This window comes from Jiangella muralis (genome assembly GCF_001270745.1).
GTDB classification, from domain to species: domain Bacteria; phylum Actinomycetota; class Actinomycetes; order Jiangellales; family Jiangellaceae; genus Jiangella; species Jiangella muralis.
Genome location: NZ_KQ434755.1, coordinates 48,736 through 70,974 on the forward strand (window position 1 = coordinate 48,736; position 22,239 = coordinate 70,974).

At 71.0% G+C, this 22,239-nt stretch carries 15 protein-coding genes; 14 read left to right on the forward strand and 1 reads right to left on the reverse strand.

Annotated features, from left to right (window positions below; genetic code table 11):
- The first annotated feature begins 42 nt into the window (after nt 1-42).
- The 7 genes from ACW62_RS10610 to ACW62_RS10640 all read left to right on the forward strand — a co-directional run bounded on the left by ACW62_RS10610 (nt 43) and on the right by ACW62_RS10640 (nt 9,923).
- Nucleotides 43-1,698 (forward strand): ABC transporter substrate-binding protein, encoded by a 1,656-nt coding sequence (locus tag ACW62_RS10610; protein WP_083459604.1) that lies wholly within the window; start codon nt 43-45, stop codon nt 1,696-1,698.
- Between the two features lie 51 nt (nt 1,699-1,749).
- Complete coding sequence (locus ACW62_RS10615) at nt 1,750-3,417, forward strand: ABC transporter substrate-binding protein (RefSeq protein ID WP_157574667.1); 1,668 nt, start codon at nt 1,750-1,752, stop codon at nt 3,415-3,417.
- A gap of 115 nt (nt 3,418-3,532) precedes the next feature.
- Nucleotides 3,533-5,185 (forward strand): ABC transporter substrate-binding protein, encoded by a 1,653-nt coding sequence (locus ACW62_RS10620; protein WP_083459605.1) that lies wholly within the window; start codon nt 3,533-3,535, stop codon nt 5,183-5,185.
- Nucleotides 5,182-6,147, forward strand: coding sequence for an ABC transporter permease (locus tag ACW62_RS10625; RefSeq protein WP_053204090.1), 966 nt, complete (start codon nt 5,182-5,184; stop codon nt 6,145-6,147). Before ACW62_RS10620 ends, ACW62_RS10625 begins: the two co-directional genes overlap by 4 nt.
- A complete protein-coding gene (locus ACW62_RS10630; protein WP_157574668.1) occupies nt 6,144-7,010 on the forward strand; it encodes an ABC transporter permease in 867 nt (288 codons plus the stop codon). Before ACW62_RS10625 ends, ACW62_RS10630 begins: the two co-directional genes overlap by 4 nt.
- Nucleotides 7,007-8,887 (forward strand): dipeptide ABC transporter ATP-binding protein, encoded by a 1,881-nt coding sequence (locus tag ACW62_RS10635; protein WP_205629270.1) that lies wholly within the window; start codon nt 7,007-7,009, stop codon nt 8,885-8,887. Before ACW62_RS10630 ends, ACW62_RS10635 begins: the two co-directional genes overlap by 4 nt.
- 37 nt (nt 8,888-8,924) lie before the next feature.
- Complete coding sequence (locus ACW62_RS10640) at nt 8,925-9,923, forward strand: dipeptidase (RefSeq protein WP_053204091.1); 999 nt, start codon at nt 8,925-8,927, stop codon at nt 9,921-9,923.
- Between the two features lie 379 nt (nt 9,924-10,302).
- Here ACW62_RS10640 and ACW62_RS36740 read toward each other — a convergent pair whose 3' ends face one another.
- Complete coding sequence (locus ACW62_RS36740) at nt 10,303-10,995, reverse strand: hypothetical protein (RefSeq protein ID WP_053204092.1); 693 nt, start codon at nt 10,993-10,995, stop codon at nt 10,303-10,305.
- Between the two features lie 110 nt (nt 10,996-11,105).
- Here ACW62_RS36740 and ACW62_RS10650 point away from each other — a divergent pair, with 110 nt between their 5' ends.
- From ACW62_RS10650 to ACW62_RS10680, 7 genes are read left to right on the forward strand one after another with little or no spacing between them, the layout of a single operon-like run.
- On the forward strand, nt 11,106-12,602 hold the full coding sequence (locus ACW62_RS10650; protein WP_053204093.1) for a S10 family peptidase: 1,497 nt from the start codon (nt 11,106-11,108) through the stop codon (nt 12,600-12,602).
- Nucleotides 12,599-14,449, forward strand: coding sequence for a S9 family peptidase (locus ACW62_RS10655; protein ID WP_053204094.1), 1,851 nt, complete (start codon nt 12,599-12,601; stop codon nt 14,447-14,449). Before ACW62_RS10650 ends, ACW62_RS10655 begins: the two co-directional genes overlap by 4 nt.
- Nucleotides 14,446-15,444 (forward strand): dipeptidase, encoded by a 999-nt coding sequence (locus ACW62_RS10660; RefSeq protein ID WP_053204095.1) that lies wholly within the window; start codon nt 14,446-14,448, stop codon nt 15,442-15,444. The genes ACW62_RS10655 and ACW62_RS10660 overlap by 4 nt, the downstream gene beginning before the upstream one ends.
- Before the next feature lie 7 nt (nt 15,445-15,451).
- Nucleotides 15,452-17,341: a S9 family peptidase gene (locus tag ACW62_RS10665; RefSeq protein ID WP_053204096.1), complete on the forward strand. Its 1,890-nt coding sequence runs from the start codon at nt 15,452-15,454 to the stop codon at nt 17,339-17,341.
- Nucleotides 17,338-19,236 carry a S9 family peptidase gene (locus ACW62_RS10670; protein WP_053204097.1) on the forward strand — a complete coding sequence of 633 codons (1,899 nt, stop codon included), beginning with the start codon at nt 17,338-17,340 and terminating at the stop codon, nt 19,234-19,236. Before ACW62_RS10665 ends, ACW62_RS10670 begins: the two co-directional genes overlap by 4 nt.
- Complete coding sequence (locus ACW62_RS10675; protein ID WP_053204098.1) at nt 19,233-20,798, forward strand: GMC family oxidoreductase; 1,566 nt, start codon at nt 19,233-19,235, stop codon at nt 20,796-20,798. Before ACW62_RS10670 ends, ACW62_RS10675 begins: the two co-directional genes overlap by 4 nt.
- Entirely contained in the window at nt 20,795-22,219 is a 1,425-nt protein-coding gene (locus ACW62_RS10680; protein WP_053204099.1) for an aldehyde dehydrogenase family protein, read from the forward strand. The genes ACW62_RS10675 and ACW62_RS10680 overlap by 4 nt, the downstream gene beginning before the upstream one ends.
- The last annotated feature ends 20 nt before the right edge of the window (nt 22,220-22,239 follow it).

A 22,239-nucleotide genomic window follows, 5' to 3' on the forward strand; every position in this document is an offset into this window, starting at 1 on the left:
AGGGACGCGGATTCTCTGCCACGACAACCGAATGGTGTTGAGATGTCCGAGACGAACCGTGTTCCGAACCGCGGACGACGACGAGCGCAGATCATGTCGTGCGTCCTCGGCGTCGCGCTGCTCGCGGCGTGTGCCGGCGGCGGTGGCGACGACCAGGATCCGGCCAGCGACGGGGCCGGGCCGGCCTCGACGGCCAGGACGGTGGATCCGGGCGCACCGGTCTCGGACCAGCCGATCCCGCACCTGAACGTGGGTCTGGCCGGCAAGGTGACGCTCGTCGACCCGGCGGAGAACATGGAGTCGGGTCTCTTCGTCAACCAGCTCGGCCTGGAGCCGCTGCTGCGGATCGACCCGGAGGGTCGGCTGCAGCCGTGGCTGGCCACTGGGTGGGAGCAGGTCAGCGACACCGTCTACGAGTACACGTTGCGCGAGGGTGTGACGTTCTGGGACGGCACCGAGCTGACCGCCGAGGACGTCAAGTACTCCTGGGACCACCTGCGGGCGCCGGAGAGCCGGCGGGCCAACTACTTCGCCACGGTGGACACCATCGAGGTCGTGGATCCGTACACGGTGCGGGTCACGCTGACGCAGCCGGACGCGTCATGGCAGTACACGCCGGCCATGTGGTACTCGGTGATCTTCCAGAAGAAGTTCGCCGAGCAGGCCGGCGACGCCTTCGGCCAGCCGGGCACCCTGCTGGTGGCGACCGGCCCGTGGAAGTTCGACAGCGTCAACCCGGCGACCGGCATGGAGCTGTCGGCGCACGAGGGCTACTGGGGCGGCAAGCCCCCGGTCGACCGGATCTCGATCAAGGCCTTCGCCGACGACAACAGCATGGCGCTGGCGCTGCGGGCCGGTGAGATCGACATCACCCCGACGGTGGCCGGCCCCACCGGCTTCGACGCCGCCGCCGGCGGCAACACGGTCACGACGGTGGAGACCTGTGCCAACACGCTGCTCAGCATTCCCACGCAGAGCGAGCCGTGGAACGACGTGCACGTGCGCCGGGCGGTCGCGTACGCGATCAACCAGGACGACATCATCGCGGCGGCCCAGGGCGCCGCGGCCGGACCGGCCGAGCACCTGATCTCGCGGCGGCTGCTGCAGCCACTCGGCTCCGACGAGGAGATCGACGCGGCGCTGGACGGGGTGCAGACCTATCCGTTCGACCTGGAGGCCGCCGAGGCCGAGCTGGCGCAGTCGTCGGTCCCGGACGGGTTCGGCTACGACCTCACGGTCACGGCGGCCTCGGCCGCGATGGCCGAGGTGATCGCCGCCCAGCTGGGCGAGATCGGCATCGACATCACCGTCGCGGTACTCCCGGACACCGCGTACTACGCCGCCCTCGGCGAGGACGAGAAGCCGTTCACGTTCTTCCAGACCGGTCCCTGCTCGCCGGACCCGAGTTGGGCCTCCCTGTTCATGGACACCGACGAGGCCGGGCAACCGGTCGGACTGAACTTCGCCGAGTACGCGCCGCCGGAGGTGACACAGCTGCTCGCCGACGGGTTGCTCGAGCAGGACCCGAAGGAACGGCTGGGGATCTACGCGGAGGTTCTCACCCACCTGGGCGAGGACGTTCCCTACGTGCCGCTCTACGCCGAGGGCAACACGTACGGCTCGACCGACTACGACCTGGTCGAGTTCAGCAGCTTCTGGTCGAACCTGCCGTGGGTGCTGAACCTCGTCCCCGAGTAGTGGGTCCGTTGCCGGTCGAACGCCTGTGGTCGCGAGACGAGGAGTGAGCGCATGTCCGAAACGACGAGAACCAGGGGATGGCGCGGACGCCGGGCGCGGATCGTGTCCTGTCTGCTCACCACGGCGCTGCTCGCGGCATGTGCCGGGAACGGCCCCGCGGGTGAGGACGGCGACGGTGCGGCCGGGAACGGTGAGCGGCCGGCGGACACCGCGCGGACGGTGGATCCGGGCGCACCGGTCTCGGACGAGCACATCGCGCAGCTCGACGTCGGCATCCCCGGCAAGGTGACGCTCGTCGACCCGGCCGACAACATGGAAGCGGGTCTCAACGTCAACCAGCTCGGCCTGGAGCCGCTGCTGCGGATCGACCCGGACGGCGAGCTCCAGCCGTGGCTCGCGACCGAGTGGGAGCAGGTCAGCGACACCGTCTACGAGTACACGCTGCGCGAGGGCGTCACGTTCTGGGACGGCACCGAGCTGACCGCGGAGGACGTCAAGTACTCCTGGGACCACCTGCGGGCGCCGGAGAGCCGGCGAGCGACGTACTTCGCGGCGGTCGACACCGTCGAGGCCGTCGACGCCGGCACGGTGCGGGTCACGCTGACGCAGCCGGACGCGTCGTGGCAGTACACGCCGGCCATGTGGTACTCGGTGATCTTCCAGAAGAAGTTCGCCGAAGAGACCGGCGACGCCTTCGGCCAGCCGGGCACCCTGCTGGTGGCGACCGGCCCGTGGAAGTTCGACAGCGTCAACCCGGCCAGCGGGATGGAGCTGTCGGCCTACGAGGGCTACTGGGGCGGCAAGCCGCCGATCGACCGGATCTCGGTGAAGTCGTTCGCCGACGACAACAGCATGGCGCTGGCGCTGCGGGCCGGTGAGATCGACATCGCGCCGGTCGTCAGCGGGCCGACCGGCTTCGACGCCGCCGCCGGCGGCAACACCGTCACGACGGTGGAGACCTGCGGCACCGCCAGGATGAGCCTGCCGATGCGGCGCGCCCCGTGGGACGACGTGCACGTGCGCCGCGCGGTCGCACACGCGATCAACCGGGACGACATCGTCGCCGCCGCCCAGGGGGCCGCGGCCGGACCCGCGGTGTACGCGATCTCCCCGCGGCTGCTCCAGACGCTCGGCACCGAGGAGGAGGTCCAGACCGCGCTGGAGGAGATCGAGACGTACCCGTACGACCTGGAGGCCGCCGAGGCCGAGCTGGCCCAGTCGTCGGTCCCGGACGGGTTCGACTTCGACCTCACCGTTCCGCCCTCGTCTGCCGCCATCGCCGAGGTGATCGCCGCTCAGCTGGGCGAGATCGGCATCGACATCGCCGTCGAGGTCCTCCCGGACACGGCCTGGTACGCCGCCCTCCGCGAGGACGTCCGGCCGCTGACGTTCTCCGCGACCGGCGCCTGCACGCCGGACCCGGACTGGGACTCGATCTTCTTCGACACCGACGAGTCCGGTGAGCCGATCGGGCTGAACATGGCCCAGTACTCCTCGCCGGAGGTCAGCGCCCTGTGGGCCGAGGGCCTGCTGGAGCAGGACCCGGCGCAGCGGTTGCGGATCTACACGGACCTGCAGAAGCAGGTCGCCGAGGACGTTCCCTACATCTCCCTGTTCGCCGAGGGGACGACGTATGCCTCCACCACGTACGACATCGCCGAATACAACAGCTACTTCTGGATGAACCTGCCCTGGGCGCTGAACCTGGTGCCGAAATGACGGCGCCGTCCGGAGCTCCGGACGCGCGGTCCGTCCCCGAAGCAGACGAAGGCTCTGCTGGATCCGAACCCGTTGCTGTTCACGCGTGGCGTGGTCACAGACGAGGAGTGAGCGTATGTCCGGATCGACCAGGAACAGGGGGTGGCGCCGGGCGCGGGTCGTGTCGTGTCTGCTCGGCGCGGCCGTGCTGGCAGCGTGTGCCGGCAACGGGCCGGCCGACGACGACCCGGCCAGCGGCGACGGCGAGCACCCCGGCGCGACGGCCAGGGACGTGAACGCCGGGAAGCCGGTGTCGGGCGAGCACGTCGCGCACCTCACCGTCGGCATCTCGGGCCAGGTGCCGCTGGTCGACCCGGCGCAGAACATCATGTCGGGGATGTCCGTCAACATCAACGCGCTGGAGCTGCTGCTGCAGGTCGACGCCGAGGGGAACCTCGAGCCGTGGCTCGCGTCGGAGTGGAAGCAGGTCAGCGACACCGTCTACGAGTACACGCTGCGCGAGGGCGTGACGTTCTGGGACGGCACCGAGCTGACGTCGGAGGACGTGAAGTACTCCTGGGACCGGATGGCGCCGTCGTCCGGCGGGACCAGCACGATCTTCGCCGCTGTCGCCGGCATCGAGGCGCCCGACAAGTACACGGTCCGGGTGACGCTGCACCAGCCGGACGCGTCGTGGCAGTACGTGCCCGCGATGTTCTACGCGGCCGTCTACCAGAAGGCGCACGCCGAGCAGGCCGGAGAGGAGTTCGGGCACCCGGCCACCCTGGCGGTGGGGACCGGCCCGTGGAAGCTCGACAGCCTCAACCCCACCAGCGGGATGGAGCTGTCGGCCTACGAGGGCTACTGGGGCGGGAAGCCGCCGATCGACCGGGTCTCGGTCAAGTTCTTCACCGACAACAACAGCATGGCCCTGGCGATGCGGGCCGGTGAGATCGACATCGCTCCAGGAATCGCTGAGCCCGAGGGCTTCGTGGCCGCCGCCGGCACGGCGAGCACCTACACGACGGCCACCTGCGCGACGGCGCTGGTGAGCATGCCGACGCAGACCGAGCCATGGGACGACATCCACGTCCGCCGGGCGGTGGCGCACGCGATCAACCGCGACGACATCATCGCCGCCACCCAGGGACAGGCAGGGGCGCCGCTGCACACGCTGATCTCCCCGCAGCTCTTCGAGTCGCTCGGGTCCTCCGACGAGGTCGAGGCGGCGCTGGAGGAGGTCGAGACCTATCCGTTCGACGTCGAGGCCGCCAAGGCCGAGCTGGCGCAGTCGTCGGTCCCGGACGGGTTCAGCTATGACCTCACCATCCCCGGCGCCTCCTCCGCCGTCGCCCAGGTGATCTCGGCCCAGCTGGCCCAGATCGGTATCGACGCCCCGGTCAAGGTCGTCCCGGACACCGCGTGGTTCGGGATGATCTCCGAGGACGAGCCGATGCTCACCTTCACCGAGACGGGCGCCTGTACGCCCGACCCGGACTGGGACTCGCTCTTCCTGGACACCGACGACGCGGGTGAGCCGATCGGGCTGAACCTGGCCCACTACACGCCGCCGGAGGTCAAGGAGCTGCTCAACGAGGGACTGCTGGAACAGGACCCGGCCGAGCGGTTGCGGATCTACACGGAGCTGTCGAAGCGGGTCGCCGAGGACGTCCCCTACGTGCCGGTGTACGCGGAGGGCAACACCTACGCGTCGGCCGACTACGACATCGTCGAGTACGACAGCTTCTGGATGAACTTCCCCTGGCTGCTGAACGTGGTGCCGCGATGACCGGCCGCGCCATCCTGCTGATGATCGGCAAACGCCTGGTCGCGTTGGTGGTCCTGGTCGCGATCCTGTCGTTCCTCGTCTTCTCCCTGGTTCACATCGCCCCGGGCACCGCGGTCGACGCCTATCTGGGCGGCAAGCCGGCCACACCGGAGCTGGTGCAACTGCTGACGGAGCGGTACCACCTCGACGAACCGTTCTTCACCCAGTACTGGCTGTGGCTGAAGGACGCGCTGGTGTTCGACTTCGGCGAATCAACGCTGACGACGCTGCCGGTCACCGACGAGATCGGGATCAGGCTGGGACCGTCGGCGTTCCTCGCCGTCTACGCCTACGTCCTGACGGTGCTCCTCGGCGTCGTCCCCGGGATCATCGCCGCCCTGCGCCAGCGGAAGCTGCTCGACCGCGGCCTCGTGGCGGGAGCGGTCGTGGCGCTGAGCACGCCGCCGTTCGTGATGGGGATCCTGCTCCTGTACCTGTTCGCCGTCCTGGTGCCGATCTTCCCGGCCGCCGGTCGCGGCGAGGGGTTCTTCGACCAGTTGTGGCACCTGACCCTGCCGGCGCTGGCCCTCGCCCTGTGCGTCGCGGCGTTCCTCCTGCGGCACACCCGCGCCTCGATGATCAACGTGCTGGATCAGGACTACATCATGTTCGCCCGGGCCCGGGGTCTGAGCTGGGGACACGTGCTGTTCCGGTACGCGTTCCGGAACGCGCTGATCCCCGTGGTGACGGTCTCCGGGGCCCTGCTCGCGTTCTTCTTCGCCGGGGCCGTGTTCGTGGAGGCGACCTTCTCCCTGGGCGGCATCGGTGAGCTTCTGGTGCAGTCCGCCCAGAGCAGTGACATGCCGATGATCCAGGCCCTGGCGATCCTCATCGCGGTGCTGATCGTGCTGGCCAACCTGCTCGCGGACCTCGCCTACGTGGCGATCGACCCGCGGATCCGCTTCGAAGGGAGGTCGGCATGACCGAAGCAGCCGTCACGGCGCCGCGGCAGCTGACCAGGCGCCGGATGAAGAGCCGTCCGCCGCTCCTGATCGGCCTGTGCCTCGGATTCATGGCGCTGGTCCTGCTCGTGGCGGTCTTCGGCGAGGCCCTGGCGCCCCAGGACCCGTCCCAGCAGGACGTGCTCGGCAGCCTGGCGCCGCCGAGCGCCGAGCACTGGCTCGGCACCGACGGCCTGGGACGTGACGTGTTCTCCCGGATGCTGGCCGGAGCGCGGTCCGCGATCATGGGGCCGCTGGTCATCGCCGTCGTCGCCATGGTGTGCGGCAACCTGCTCGGACTCCTGGCCGGCTACCGCGCCGGGCTCGTCGACTCGTTGCTGATGCGCTGGGTCGACCTGATGGTGGCCATCCCGTCGCTGCTGATCATCATCGTCGTGGCCGGTGCGCTGGGCGGAGGCTACTGGCTGGCCGTCGCGCTGCTGACCATCCTCACGATTCCCACCGACGCTCGCGTCATGCGCGCCGCCACGCTCGAGCAGGTGCCGCGTCCGTACGTCGAGGCGGCGAAGACCCTGGGCGTGTCGAACGGCCGGATCATGGTGCGGCACATCTGGCCGAACATCGCCGCGACGGCCGTCGCGAACTCGGTCATCATCTTCGCCGGGTCGCTCGTGGCCATCGCCGGCCTGTCCTTCCTCGGCCTCGGCGCCGCGCCGGGCACCCCCGACTGGGGCCAGATGCTGTCGGAGAACCAGCCACTGCTGTTCACCAACCCGGTCGCGAGCATCGCGCCCGGCATCGCCATCGCCCTCACCGCCACGGCGGTGAACCTGATCGGCGACTGGGTGTACGAGAAGATGTCGAGGCGAGGAGCAGCCCGTTGAGCCCCCACACCGAGCCCACGCTCACCGCCGGCCGTCCCGTCCTCGAGGTCGAAGGGATGCGGATCGAGCGCACCGACATCGGTGCCCCGATCGTCACCTCGCTGGACCTGCAGCTGGCCGCGGGGGAGAGCATCGGCATCGTCGGCGAGTCCGGCAGCGGGAAGTCGATGAGCGCGAAGGCCCTGATCGGCCTCCTGCCCGAGGGGGTCGTCGCGAGCGGAACCGCCCGCTTCGACGGCCAGAACCTGCTCGGGCTGTCCGAACGGCAGTGGCGCAGCATCCGGGGCCGCCAGATCGGCATGATCATGCAGGACCCGTTCACGATGCTGAACCCGGTCATGCGCTGCGGCCGGATCCTGGAGGAGTCGCTGCTCCCCGAGCGGCGGCTGAGCCGCGCCGAGCGGCGCGCCGAGGCGATACGGCGGCTCGCCGAGGTGGGCATCACCGATGAGTCGGTCGTCGAGCGGTACCCGTTCCAGCTCTCCGGCGGCATGCGCCAGCGCGTCGCGATCGCCGCCGCGCTGGCCCGGGACCCGAAGGTCCTGATCGCGGACGAACCCTCCACGGCGCTGGACGTGGTGACGCAGCGCGAGGTCCTGGCCCTGATCAAGAGGATCCAAGCGGCGCGAGGCATGGCCCTGATCCTCATCACCCACGACCTGCGGGTCGCGTTCGCCACCTGTGACCGGATCCAGGTCCTCTACGCGGGATCGCTGGTCGAGACGGGCCGGGCGGACGACGTGCGCGAGCGACCTCTGCATCCGTACACGCAGGGACTGCTGCTGTCCGAACCCCCGGCCGACCGCCGGGTGCGCCAGCTCGTCGCCATCCCGGGCTCGGTCCCGTCGGCCGCCGACGTGCAGGACCGCTGCTCGTTCTCTTCCCGGTGCCGCTGGGCCGAGGACGCCTGCCGGGACGGTGTGCCGGCACTGGCCGAGGTGGGCGAGGACCGCCACTCCCGCTGTATCCGGCTGCCGGAGATCGGGGCCGAGATGGCCGCGCTGCTCAGCAAGAGCGAGGAACGTGCGGTGGTGCCGGCCGAGGGCCGCTCCGACGGTGCGCTGATCGACATCGTGAACATCGAGAAGGTCTTCGAGAGCGGTGGCCGCACTGTCACCGCCGTCGACGACGTGTCGATCTCGGTCCGCGAGGGCGAGAGCGTCGGGATCGTCGGGGAATCCGGGTCGGGCAAGACCACGATCGCCCGGATGCTGGTCGGGCTCGAGTCGCCGTCCGGCGGCGAGATCGTGATCGACGGCATTCCGGTCCGCAGCTGGAGCGCATTGACCCCGCGCGACCGCCGCAAGCTCCGGCAGACCGTGCAGACCGTGTTCCAGGATCCCTATTCCAGCCTCAACCCGATGCGGACCATCGGCTGGGCGCTCAAGGAGGCGATCACCACCCACGACCGCGGCGGCGGGAACGTCGAGGGCCGGGTCGCCGAGCTCCTGGAGTCCGTCGGCCTCTCGGCGAGCTACGCCCAGCGGCGTCCGTCGTCGCTGTCCGGCGGCGAGCGGCAACGCGTCGCGATCGCGCGGGCGCTGGCGGTGGAGCCCCGGGTGCTGATCTGCGACGAGCCGGTGTCGGCGCTGGACATGTCGGTCCAGGCGCAGATCCTGAACCTGCTGCAGGAGGTCCGCACCGAACGCGGGATCAGCTGCCTGTTCATCACCCACGACCTGTCCATCGTGCGGCAGGCCTCGGAGTACCTCTACGTCATGCACCACGGCAAGGTCGTCGAGTCCGGGCCGACCGAGTCGGTGCTCGACAACCCGAGCGTCGAGTACACCGCCCAACTGCTCAACTCCGTCCCGCGCCCGGATGGCCAGTGGCTCGTCACCGGCGACGCCGACGAGATGGCAGCGACGCGCGGCTAGGGGACACCCCCTAGGCCGATCGAATGGAGGAAACACCGTGATCAACAGCTATGTCGGCGGCGTCATCTACGACGTCATGGCCCACCACGGCGTCCCGGGCAACAGGGCGGAGGTGCTGCGCTCCACCTACCTCCCGCGGTGGCGTGCGGGGGGTCTCGAGGCCGCCGTCGTGCAGGTCTCGAACTGGTCGTCCATCAACGCCTACTTCGCGGAGATCAGCCGGTCCGAGGGCGAGATCACGTACTGCAGGACGCGGGCCGACTTCGACAACCGCCCGGAGGGATCGTTCGGCCTGTTCCTCTCCCTGGAGGGCCACGGGTCGTTCGCGGGCGACTTCGAGGCGCTGCACACGCTGGCCGAACTCGGCATCACCACCTTCACGTTCTCGCACAACCTGCAGAACCTGCTGTGTACCGGCAGCAACGAGCGCTTCGGCGAGGGCGGGTTCAGCCACCTCGGCAAGCAGACGCTCCAGGAGCTCGAGTCGTCGCCGATGATGATCGACCTCGTCCACATGTCGCGGGCGTCGTTCTGGGACGCGTTGGACCTCTACGACGGCGATCTGTTCGTGTCGCACTCCAACGCCGACGCGCTCTGCCCGCATCCGCGGAACCTCACCGACGAGCAGATCAAGGCGGTCGCCGAGCGCAACGGCACAATCGGGCTCAACACCTTCCGCGGCTACGTGTCGCCGGAGCCGCTGAAGGCCACGCTGTCCGACCTGCTCGACCACGCGATGTACATGTACGACATGGTGGGGCCGGAGCACCTCAGCATCGGCGCCGACTACTGCGAGTCGCCGGTCGAGATGCTGCTGCCCGTGCTGGACATGATCGACCCCGACGGCGCCCACGGCATCAAGGGTCGCGGCCGCGAGCTGTACACGTACGGCCCGGAGGGCCTGGAGGACGCCAGCAACCTCGGCGCGATCGCCACCGGCCTCGCCGAGCGGGGCCTGACCCCCGACGAGGTCGACCTGGTCTGCGGGGAGTCCTACCTGCGGATGCTCGAGCGGTCGCGCCCGTCGAAGCCCTGATGGACGCCGCCGACGCCGGCCTGACCGGCCCGGAACTGGGTGCTGGCGGGCCTCGCCCGGAACCCGGTGGTGGCATGCCCCGCCCGGTTTGGGTGGGTGGCCCACCCTACGGGCGGGCACCGACAACCTCGCAGCGGCGGCCGCCGCTGCCGTCGCGGTCACCGAGCGACGAGCCGGCCGTGCTCGACGGTGTGGGATCGCTGCCGGATGTGGGTGCCGTTGCTGTTGTCAGGGCGACAGTGCTGCCACCCATCAGGTGCAGTGATCTCACACCGTTGCTGCTGGCGCGACGGACCGATGAGCCGCGGCATCGTCGTGCTGTGGCCATGTGGAGGCGCGCTGTCGCCGCAGCGACCTCGCGGAAGCTTGGTGCACTGGTTCAGGCACGCCGTTGCGGCTCGCCGCGCCGGATCAAGCCGGACCCTGAATGGTCACCGTTCAACGTGCCGAGGCGTGCCGGGTCAGTGGGCAGTCGCCGCAGTAGGCGCCGGGCCGGGCTCGGTAGAAGAGGCAGCAGCTGCGCCGCCGGTACGTGCTCGGGTCGAGCCGGCCGGCCAGCAGCGGGTGAGCGAGCGCCTCCTCGGCCAGCGACATCGACGCGGGGCCCAGGACGGTGCCTGCGCCACGCACGGCCGACGCGGCGTTGCCCCACAGGGCGCCGGGAGCGATCCAGGCGGCTCCAGGCGCGGACCAGCGGCGTCAGCTGCCGGTCGACCACCTCCTCGGCGGGCGTCGCGCCGAGGCGCGGCGCGCGGCAGTGCAGCGTCAGCGTGCCCCGGGAGCTGGACCAGCCCAGGGCGCCGGGGTCCAGGTCGAGACCGCGGCCGGTGAGCTCGGCGGTGCCGATGGCGAGACACCACAGCCGGGAGGCGTAGCCGAGGAAGAGGGCGGAGACGGCGACGCGGACCTCGGCGGCGCCGATCCGCCGGCCCAGCTCGCCGATCAGCGCGACGGCGACGTCGGGGTCACGCAGGTCAGCGGTGGGGCGGCCGCCGGCCTCGGCTCCGACGCGCACGACGTAGAACGGCGTGCGGTCGCGGACCCGGCGCACCACCGCCTCCGCGTCGCCCATGGGTGTCTCCCTTCAGGCCCACTGCACTAGCTCAATCTAAAGCACACACTATTGACGCTCTATTGCCATAGTCGTACAGTCCAAACACCGCCGATCCCTGGGAGACATCGATGCCGGAAGCCGCGACCACTGAGCCCACCGCCGCCGAGACCGACAAGGTCGCGGACGCCAAGCCGCTGGAGGACCAGCAGTTCGTCAGCCAGCACGCCGTCACCATCGGCGGCGAGCGGATCCAGTACACGGCGAAGACCGGCCGCATGGTCATGCACGACGACGACGAGCAGAGCAAGCCGAAGGTCGCCATCTTCTACACCGCCTACCTGCGCGACGGCGTGTCGTCGACCCAGAAGCGTCCGCTGGTGTTCGTGTGGAACGGCGGCCCGGGCTCGTCGACGATCTGGCTGCACATGTACAGCTACGGCCCGCGCCGCGTCGTGTTCGAGGGCGACCCGCTGGTCGATGTCTCGCGCTGGGAGCTGCGGGAGAACGAGCACTCGCTCCTGGACGTGGCCGACCTGGTGTTCCTCGACCCGCCGAGCACCGGCTTCAGCCGGACCGCCCCCGGCGTGGATCCCAAGGAGTTCTACGGGATCGAGGTCGACGCCGCCGTGGTCGGGGACTTCGTGCTGGAGTTCATCGCGCGTGAGGGCCGCGGCGACAGCCCGATCGTCCTGTTCGGCGAGAGCTACGGGACGCTCCGGGCGCCGGCGGTGGCCGACTACCTGCAGCAGGGACCCGGACTGTTCGTCGACGGCGTCATCCTGCTGTCCTCGCTCATGGACGTGGCGGGAACGACCTTCGGCGTCGGCGTCAACAACGGCCCGGTCGGCCAGCTCCCCAGCTACGCCGCGACCGCCGTCTACCACGGCGTCATCTCCGGCGACCTGACGACGGTCGTCGCGGAGGCCGAGGACTTCGCCCTGAACGACTACTCGGTGGCCCTGCTGAAGGGCAGCCGGCTCACCGCCGCGGAGGAGCAGCGCATCGCCAACCGGCTCCACGAGCTGACCGGCATCTCGGCCGAGTACTTCCTCCGGGCGAACCTGCGGGTGACCCTCTGGCGGTTCATGAAGGAGCTGCTGCGCGACCGGGGACGCACCGTCGGCCGGCTCGACACCCGCTTCACCGGCGTCGACTCCGACTCCGCCGGCGAGGCGTTCGAGAACGACCCGAGCTACACGGCGCCGACCGGCGCGGCGACGGCCGCGCTGACCAAGTACCTGCGGTCCGATCTCGGCTGGGAAGCCGACCGGCCGCTGCTGTACCGGCACATCCGGCCGCGCTTCAAGTGGAAGCACCGCGAGAGCGAGCAGATGGGGATCTGGACGCCCCAGCTCGAGGTCGCCACGCTGCTGCGCGGAGCGATGTACCGCTCACCCAACCTCAAGGTGTTCCTGCTCAGCGGCTACTACGACCTCGGCACGCCGTTCTTCCCGGCCGAGCTGACGTTCGACCACCTGCGTCTGCACCCGGACGTCGCGCGCAACGTCACCAAGAAGCGCTACGAGTCCGGGCACATGATCTACCTGCATGAGCCGTCGCTGGCCCAGACGCGCGCCGACCTGGTGGAGTTCCTCACCTCCGTCCGGACAGGCATCGGTGCATGACGGCCGGCGCGCTGTCCGCGGCGGACGTGTTCGCGCCGGCCAGGGCGTTCAACTGGCTACGCGGTGACGGCGACGCCCTGCTGTGGACCGAGACGAGACCGGCGGAGGCCCGCACGGTCGTGGTCCGCTGGGAACCGGGGGCGGAGCCGGTCGACCTCACCCCGCCGGGGCGGTCGAGCAGCAACATCGTCGGTTACGGCGGCATCCCGTACGGCGTCGCTCCGGACGGCGAGGTGCTGCTGTGCGACAGCGAGGACCAGCGCATCCACAGCGTGCGGCGCGGCGTCGCCGTGACACCGGCGGCGCCCGGCAAGACGGTCCGATGGAGCGACTTCGTGGTGAGCGGCGAGCACGTCTACGCCGTCCGCGAGAAGCACCACGACGACGGCCGCATCGCCAACGAGCTGGTGCGGGTCCGCCTGGACGGCGCCGGGGACCCGGTCGTCCTCGACGGCGGCCACGACTTCGTGGGTTCGCCCCGGGTGTCGCCCGACGGGACCAGGATCGCCTGGATCACCTGGGACCACCCGCAGATGCCGTGGGACGGCACGCAGCTGTGGGTCGCCGATCTCACGTCCGCGGGCCTCGTCACGGCGACGCGCGTCGCCGGGTCCGCCGCCGAGTCCGTCCTGGAGCCCACCTGGACGCCGGACGGCGAGCTGCTCTTCCTCAGTGACCGCACCGGCTGGTGGAACGTCTACCAGCACGGCGCCGCGGGAGTCCTGGCCGGCATGGAGGCCGACATGGGCGGGCCCGTGTGGTTCCTCGGCCTGCGCAGCCTCGACGTCTTCGCCGACGGGCGGCTGGTGGTGAAGTGGACGATCGACGGCGTCGAGCACCTGGGCGTCCGGCACCCCGACGGCCGGCTGGACGAGATCGCGACGCCGTACACGCAGTTCGTCTCGCCGACCGTCGTCGGCGACCGGATCGCCGTCATCGCCGCCGGATACCGGCACGCTCCCGCGGTGGTCCTGCTCGACCCGGCCGCCGGCGGCGCCGGCGAGGTGGTGCGCGACAACGGCACCCAGGCGCCCGAGACCATCGCGGTGCCGGAGGCGATCACCTATCCGACGACCGACGGGGCGGTGGCGCACGCCTTCTGGTACCCGCCCACCGTGCCGGTCGACGGCCCGCCGCCGCTGATCGTCAACTGCCACGGCGGCCCCACCGGCCACGTCGTGCCGGTGCTCGACCTGCGCCAGCAGTACTGGAACAGCCGCGGGTACGGCTACCTGGAGCTCAACTTCCGCGGTAGCAGCGGGTACGGACGCGCCTACCGCGACGCTCTCAAGGGCACCTGGGGCGTGGTCGACGTCGACGACGCCGTGGCGGGCGCCGAGTACCTCGTGGCCAAGGGACTGGCCGACGGGTCGCGGCTGGTGATCCGTGGCCTCAGCGGCGGCGGCTGGCTGACGCTGTGCGCCATGGCCTTCCGCGACGTGTTCGCGGCCGGCGGCAGCATGAACGGCGTCGCCGACGCCTACAAGATGGCGACGGACACCCACAAGTTCGAGTCCCGCTACCTCGACTCGCTGATCGGCCCGCTGCCGGAGGCGAAGGACCTCTATGCCGAGCGGTCGCCGGTCACGGCGGCCGAGCACATCACGGCACCGCTGATCCTGCTGCAGGGAGAGGCCGACAACGTGGTCCCCGCCGACCAGGCCGAGGCGATCGCCGTCGTGCTGCGTGAGCGCGGCGTCGACCACGAGCACCACGTCTACGCGGGCGAGGGCCACCTGTTCGCGAAGGCCGAGAACCTCGTCCACGCGCTCGAGGCCGAGCGTGACTTCTACGCCCGCGTCCTGGCCGCGGCGGGCTCGTCAGCGCCAGAAGGAGGAACGAGATGATCAACATCTACGTCGGCCCCACCATCGCGCACGTGATGTCGGGCCACAGGGCCGACCCGCACGCCCAGATCCTGCGCGAGAACTACCTCGAGTCGTGGCGGGCCGGCGGCCTGACCGGGGCCATCATGCAGGTCTCCGACTGGCCCACGGTCGGCATGCTGCTGTCCGAGGTCCGCGGCTCGGAGGGCGAGATCACGTTCTGTACGTCCAGGGCCGACTTCGACAACCGTCCCGAGGGGTCGTTCGGCCTGTTCATGTCGTTCGAGGGGTACGGCCCGCTGGTCGGCGACTTCGAGGCGCTGGAGACGATGTCCCAGTTGGGCGTCACCACGTTCACGTTCTCGCACAACATGCAGAACCTGCTGTGCACCGGCTGCAACGAGCGCTTCGGCGAGGGCGGGTTCAGCCACCTCGGCAAGCAGGTGCTCAAGGAGCTGAAGTCGCTGCCGCTCATGGTGGACCTCGTCCACATGTCCCGGGGGTCGTTCTGGGACGCGCTGGACATCTACGACGGCGACATCTTCGTCTCCCACGCCAACGCCGACGCCGTCTCCCCGCACCGGCGCAACCTGACCGACGAGCAGATCAAGGCCGTGGCCGCGCGCAACGGCGTCATCGGCATCACCACCTACCGCGGCTACGTCACCGAGGACCCCTACCGGGCGACGCTGTCGGACGTGCTCGACCACGCCATGCACATCTACGACCTGGTCGGCGCCGAGCACCTGGCGATCGGGGCGGACTACTCGGGCTCGCCCATGGAGATGATCTCGGCCGGCCTCAAGCAGGCCGACCCGGACAACGCCTACGGCCTGAACGAGATCGGCCCGGACGTCTACGCCGTCGGGCCCGAGGGCATGGAGGACGCCAGCCGCCTCGGCAACCTCGTCGGCGGCCTCGCCGAGCGCGGTCTGAGCCAGGCCGAGCTGGACCTCGTCACCGGCGGCTCCTATCTGGCGATGCTCGAGCGGGCCCGGCCCGAGACGGCGAGGTGAGCACCTCATGGCCGCACCGAGGGTGATCGACGTCGAGGAGCTGTTCGCCGACCCGGAGTTCTCCGGCGCGTCGATCTCGCCCGACGGGAAGCGCCTCGCCTACCTGGCGCCGTGGAGCGGGCGGACCAACGTCTGGGTCCGCGGCGTCGACGAGGAGCACGAGGACGCCGTGTGCGTCACGCACGACGCGCGCCGCGGCATCAAGACCTACTACTGGACCGACGACCCGCGGTGGCTGCTGTACCTGCAGGACACCGACGGCAACGAGGACTGGCACCTCTACCGGGTGGACCTCGACGCGCCGGACGAGCCGGCCGTCGACCTGACGCCGCTGCCGCCCGGGTCCCGGGTCATGGACGTGTCGCCGCTGTCGTCGCTGCCGGGCACGGTCGTGGTGTCGATGAACCGGCGGCACATGTTCGTCGACGCGTTCCGGGTCGACATCGCCACCGGTGAGACGACCCTGCACCGGGAGAACCCCGAGTCCGCGGGGCACTTCCTGTTCGGCCGGGCGGGCGAGGTCTTCTACTCGCGGATCGCCGAGGCCGGCGTGTGGGAGTTCTCCGCGGTCGACGAGCAGACGGGCGAGCTGCGCCCGTTCCACCGGATCGGCGGCCCGGAGTATCCGATGGGCGTCTACCCGGCGCACGTCGCGGCCGACGGGAAGGGCCTGCTCGTCGGCGTCTATCAGGGCACCGACGACCTGCGCCTGGTCCGGGTCGACGCCGGGACCGGCGCCGAGACCGTGGTCGCCGCGATGGACGGACACAGCCTCTGCACCATGGGCTACGTCTCGCGCACCTATCCGCCCACCCTGTTCACCAGCCGGCGCACCGGCGAGGTCCTGGCCGCGCGGTTCGTGGGCGAGCGGCCGGAGCTCCTGGTGCTCGACCCGCACTTCGCGGACGTGTACGCGGAGCTGTCGAAGCTGTCCGACGGTGTGCTGGCGGCGGTCTCGTCGGACGAGACGGAACAGCGGTGGGTCGCGACGTTCGCGCACGACCGGGAGCCGGGCCTGACCTACTACTACGACCACGGCACGCGGGAGAGCCGGCTGCTGTTCCGGCCCCACCCGCGGTTTGACCCGGCGGAGCTGGCGCCGATGACACCGGTCGCGTTCGCGGCGCGTGACGGGCTGCCGCTGCACGCGTTCCTCACCCTGCCCGTCGGCGTCGAGCCCACCGGCCTGCCGCTGATCGTGAAGGTGCACGGTGGGCCCTGGTGCCACGACTCGTGGGGGTTCGACCCGCAGATCCAGTTCCTGGCCAACCGCGGCTACGCCGTGCTCCAGGTCAACTTCCGCGGCTCGTCCGGGTACGGCGCGAAGCACATCACCGCCGCGATCAAGGAGTTCGCCGGCGCGATGCACGACGACCTGATCGACGCGGCGAACTGGGCCGTCGAGCAGGGCTACGCCGACCCGGCCCGCATCGGGATCTACGGCGGGTCCTACGGCGGCTACTCGACGCTCGTCGGCGTCACGGTCACCCCGGACTTCTTCGCTGCGGCCGTCGACTACGTCGGCATCTCCAGCCTGCCGAACTTCATGCGCACGCTGCCGGAGTTCCTGAAACCGCTCATCGGCAACAGCTGGTACCGCTACGTCGGTGACCCCGAGGACCCGGCGGACGAGGCCGACATGCTCACGCGCTCGCCGATCACCATGGTCGACCGCATCCGCACCCCGCTGCTGGTGGTCCAGGGCGCCAACGACTCCAGGGTCGTCAAGGCGGAGGCCGACAACATCGTCGGCGCCCTCCGTGAGCGAGGGGTCGCGGTCGAGTACATCGTCGCCGACGACGAGGGCCACGGGTTCCAGAACCCCGAGAACCTCGTCGGCATGTTCCGGGCCATGGACCGCTTCCTCGCCGAGCACCTCGGCGGGCGGTCGGCATGAACGCCCCCGGGCTGATCCAGGTCGAGGAGCTGTTCGCCGACCCGGAGTTCTCCGGCGCGTCGATCTCGCCCGACGGGACGCGCCTCGCCTACCTGGCGCCGTGGAGCGGGCGGACGAACGTCTGGGTCCGCGGCATCGACGAGGAGCACGCCGGCGCGGTGTGTGTGACGCACGACGGCCGGCGCGGCATCCGGCGCTACTTCTGGACCGACGACCCGCGCTGGCTGCTGTACCTGCAGGACACCGACGGCAACGAGGACTGGCACCTGTATCGGGTGGACCTCGACGCGCCGACGGAGCCCGCGGCGGACCTGACGCCCATGGCGCGCGGGTCGCGGGTGATGCACGTCGAACCGTTCAAGGCCGTGCCGGGCAGCGTCCTCGTGTCGATGAACCGCCGGCCGCTGGACGTCGACGTGTTCCGCATCGACGTCGCCACCGGCGAGACGGTGCTGCACCGGGAGAACCCGGACCGCAGGGGCGGGTTCGTCTTCGGGCCCGGCGGCGAGGTCGTCGCCCAGTCGCAGGCCGGCGACGGGACGTTCGAGTACCACGCCGTCGATGCCGCGACCGGGCACCGGCGGCTGTTCCACCGGCAGGACGGTCCGGAGCACCCGCTCGGCGTCCACCCGGCCCGGATCACCCCCGACGGCGGCGGCCTGCTCGTCGGGTCGTACCAGGACTCCGACGACCTGCGGCTGGTCCGCGTCGACATCGCGACCGGCGAGCAGAGTGTCGTGGCCGGCTTGCCCGGGCTCAGCCTGTGCGTCGCCGAGGCCGTCTCACCGGCAGCGCCGCCGACCCTGTTCACCAGCCGGCGCACCGGTGAGGTGCTGGCGGCCCGGTTCGTCGGCGACCGTCCCCTGATCCACGTGGTGGACCCGGGGTTCGCCGACGTGTACGCGGCGCTGTCGCGGCTCTCGGACGGGGTACTGGCCGGGTTGTCGTCGGACGACTCGGAGCGGCTGTGGGTGGCGACGTTCGCCCACGACCGCGAGCCGGGCCTGACCTACCTCTACGACCACGGCACCGGCGAGAGCCGGCTGCTGTTCCGGCCGTATCCGCGGCTGGACCCCGCCGCGCTGGCACCGATGACGCCCGCCGCGTTCGCGGCGCGGGACGGGCTGCCCCTGCACGGCTTCCTCACCCTGCCGGTCGGCGTCGAGCCCACGGGCCTGCCGCTGGTGCTGTTCCTGCACGGCGGCCCGTGGTTCCACGACGTGTGGGGCTACAACCCGACCGCGCAGTTCCTGGCCAGCCGCGGCTACGCCGTGCTCCAGGTGAACTTCCGCGGGTCGTCGGGCTACGGCCGGCGGCACATGACGGCGGCCATCAAGGAGTTCGCCGGCGCGATGCACGACGACGTCATCGACGCCGCGGACTGGGCGGTGAAGCAGGGCTATGCCGACCCTGCGCGCATCGGCATCTTCGGCGGCTCGTACGGCGGGTACTCGGCGCTCGTCGGCATCACGGTGACGCCGGACTACTTCGCCGCGGCGGTCGACTACTGCGGCATCTCCAGCCTGCCGAACTTCATGCGCACGCTGCCGGAGTTCCTGCATCCGCAGATGGTGAACAACTTCCTGCTCTACTGCGGCGACCCGGCCGACCCCGAGCAGGAGGCGGACCTGCTGGCCCGCTCGCCCATCACGATGGTCGACCGGATCCGGACGCCACTGCTGGTCGTCCAGGGCGCCAACGACGTCCGCGTGGTCAAGGCGGAGTCCGACGCCATCGTCGAGGCGCTGCGCTCCCGCGGCGTCGCCGTCGAGTACCTCGTCGCCGATGACGAGGGGCACGGCTTCCAGAACCCGGAGAACGTCATGACGATGTTCCGCACCGTCGAACGCCACTTCGCCGAACACCTGGGCGGCCGCGGGGAGGCACAGCCGTGAACGATCCCGGGTACGACGTCATCGTCGTCGGCGCCGGTTCCGCGGGCGCGGCACTGGCCTCCCGGCTGACCGAGGACGACGGCCGCCGGGTGCTCGTCCTGGAGGCCGGTCCCGACTACCGGTCGGCCGACGCGCTCCCGGAGATCCGCAGCATCGAGCCGATGATCGTCCAGCCGACCGCGACCCTGCTGAACACGCACATGTTCCCGGGGCTGCTGGCGGCCCGGACGCCTGCGCAGGACCGGCTGCCGTACGCGCGCGGCCGCGGCGTCGGCGGCAGCTCCGCGGTCAACGGGCTGTTCGCGATCCGGGCGACCGTCGAGGACTTCGACGGCTGGGCCGCGCGGGGCTGCGCCGGCTGGGGCCACGACGACGTCCTGCCGCTGCTGCGCCGGCTCGAGAACGACCTGGACTTCGGCGACGAGGCGTACCACGGCGGCGACGGGCCGATCCCGATCACCCGTCCGCGGCACGAGGACTTCGCCGCCGTCGACGCGGCCGTCGACCAGGCCGCCCGGAGGCTGGGCCACCCGTGGGCGCCGGACCACAACGCGCCGGGCTCGACCGGGGTGTCGCCCTACGCGCTCAACAGCTTCGGCACCGTCCGGGTCTCGACCAACGACGGGTACCTCGAACCGGCGCGCGACCGTCCCGGCCTGCGGGTCGTGGGCGACACGCTGGTCGACCGCATCCTGTTCAGCGGTAGCCGGGTCACCGGCGTGCGGGCCATCGTCGCCGGTGAGCCGGTCGAGTTCCGCGCCGCCGAGGTCGTGGTGGCGGCCGGCGCCATCCACTCGCCGGCGGTGCTGCTGCGCTCGGGCGTCGGCCCGGCCGGCGAGCTGCGCGACGCCGGCGTCGATCCCGTCGCCGACCTTCCGGTCGGGCGCGGCCTGCAGGACCATCCGAGCATCGCGCTGGGCCTCGGTCTGCATCAGGAGGTCGACTACCGCGGTGTGCCCATGCGCGGCCAGGTCTGCGTCCGGTTCACCACCGGCGTCGGGGGCGAGGTCAACGACGCCATGATCGCGGTGACGGGCGCGCTGGGCCTCGGCGTGCCGGCCGCCGGCGTCGTCGGCTGGGTCAACCGGGTCACCTCGACCGGATCGGTCCGGCTGGCCTCCACCGACCCGGCCACCGACCCGCTGGTCGACTTCGACCTGCTGTCCCACCCCGACGACCTGCGCAGGTTCCGCGCCGTGACCGACGAGTTGCGGTCCTTCGCCGCGCAGCCGGAGTTGCGGTCGATCGCGTCGGCGATGAGCCTCAGCGGTGTCGGCTCCGTGAGCGCCGATCCGGCCGAGACCATGTCCGACGACGAGTTCGCGCGGTTCGCCCTCGCCGCCGTGTCCGACACGGTGCACGCGACCGGATCGTGCCGCATGGGCGCGCCCGGCGACCCGGATGCCGTGGTCGACCCACACGGCCGCGTCCTCGGCGTCGACGGCCTGCGCGTGGCCGACGCGAGCATCCTCCCGTGGGTGCCACGGGCGAACACCAACCTGACCGCGATCCTCGTCGGCGAGAAGGTCGCGGCATCGATGCGTGACGGGAGCACCTCGTGAGCGGCCACGACTGCACGATCCGGGAACTCGTGGGCACGACGGCCGCGCTCCCGGCGGACACCCTGGACCCGGTCCTGACCGACGCCGACACCGGGCGGGAACTGCACCCGCAACTGGCCAGCTCCGCCGCGAGCGTCGACGCGGCCCTGGCCACCGCGTGGGCCGCGCACACCGACGGAACCTGGTTCGGGCTGCCGCGTGCGGAACGCGCCGCGGCCCTGCGAGCCCTGCGCCTCGAGCTGCAGGCCCGCGTCACCGACATCGCCCGGGCCGACGCCCAGGACACGGGGGTGCCGCAGGCGACGATCACCGCGTTCGCGGGCGCCGTGGCGATGCTCCTGGATGCCGGCGCGGCGCAGATCGAGGAGGGGTTCGGCCACGCCGAGCAGGCCACGTCGGCCGGTGCGAGCGACCAGTGGCGGCTGCCGTGGGGCCCGGCCGCGGTGTTCCTCCCGTGGAACGCCCCGGCCCACCTGGCGATGGTCAAGACCGCCGACGCCCTGACGGCCGGCTGCCCGGTGATCATCAAACCGTCGGAGTGGGCGCCGCACTTCACCGGGATCTTCGCCGAGGCGGTCCAGGCGACCCTGCCCGCGGGTGTCGTGCAGATCGTCCACGGCGGCAGCTCGGTCGGTGCCTCCCTGGTCAGCGACGAGCGCGTCGCCGCCGTCTCCTACACCGGCGGGGTGGCCGGTGGCACCGCCGTGGCGCAGGCCTGCGCGGCGCAGCTCAAACCCGTCGACCTCGAGCTGTCCGGCAACAACCCGGCCGTGGTGCTTCCGGGTGAGGACCCGGCGACGGTGGCCGAGCACGTCGTCACGGCGATGCTGACGCTGAACTCGCAGTACTGCGTCGCGCCGCGACGGCTCATCGTCCCCGAGGCAGAGGCGCAGGGATACCTGGCCGCGTTCGCGACCGCCCTCGGCGCGGTGACCATCGGTGTCACGGCCGACCCCGCCACCCAGCTGGGTCCGCTGGCACACGAGCCGCATCGCCGCCGGGTCGAGGAGCAGCTCGCCCAGTTCGCCGCGCGCGGCTGCGAGGTGCGCCGATACGGGAAGGTGCCGGAGTCCGGGGGCCACTTCGCCGCGCCGGCCGTGGTGCTCGCCGACGGTGCCTCGGACCTCCGCGAGGAGATCTTCGGACCCGCGCTGCTGGTCCGGACGTATCGGGATCTGGACGAGGCGGTCACCATCGCCAACGACCACTCCTACGGCCTGGCCGGCTACGTGTTCGCCAGTGATCGCGATGCCGCCCGTGCCGTGGGCCGCCGGTTGCGCGCCGGCCTGGTGCGGTTGAACTCGCCCTACGGTCCGCCTGACTCCGACCCCGTGATGGGCATGTGGGGCAGCAGCGGTATCGGGCAGATCGGATCAGGTCAGGGGCCGCAGTTCTTCAGCGGCGCCCGGTACGTCGGATGACCCGAGGAGTGGATATCGTG

Coding starts and splice junctions, on each gene's coding strand:
- ACW62_RS10610 (WP_083459604.1), top strand. CDS start 43: ATGTCCGAGACGAACCGTGTTCCGAACCGCGGACGACGACGAGCGCAG.
- ACW62_RS10615 (WP_157574667.1), top strand. CDS start 1,750: ATGTCCGAAACGACGAGAACCAGGGGATGGCGCGGACGCCGGGCGCGG.
- ACW62_RS10620 (WP_083459605.1), top strand. CDS start 3,533: ATGTCCGGATCGACCAGGAACAGGGGGTGGCGCCGGGCGCGGGTCGTG.
- ACW62_RS10625 (WP_053204090.1), top strand. CDS start 5,182: ATGACCGGCCGCGCCATCCTGCTGATGATCGGCAAACGCCTGGTCGCG.
- ACW62_RS10630 (WP_157574668.1), top strand. CDS start 6,144: ATGACCGAAGCAGCCGTCACGGCGCCGCGGCAGCTGACCAGGCGCCGG.
- ACW62_RS36740 (WP_053204092.1), bottom strand. CDS start 10,995: ATGGGCGACGCGGAGGCGGTGGTGCGCCGGGTCCGCGACCGCACGCCG.
- ACW62_RS10650 (WP_053204093.1), top strand. CDS start 11,106: ATGCCGGAAGCCGCGACCACTGAGCCCACCGCCGCCGAGACCGACAAG.
- ACW62_RS10655 (WP_053204094.1), top strand. CDS start 12,599: ATGACGGCCGGCGCGCTGTCCGCGGCGGACGTGTTCGCGCCGGCCAGG.
- ACW62_RS10660 (WP_053204095.1), top strand. CDS start 14,446: ATGATCAACATCTACGTCGGCCCCACCATCGCGCACGTGATGTCGGGC.
- ACW62_RS10665 (WP_053204096.1), top strand. CDS start 15,452: ATGGCCGCACCGAGGGTGATCGACGTCGAGGAGCTGTTCGCCGACCCG.
- ACW62_RS10670 (WP_053204097.1), top strand. CDS start 17,338: ATGAACGCCCCCGGGCTGATCCAGGTCGAGGAGCTGTTCGCCGACCCG.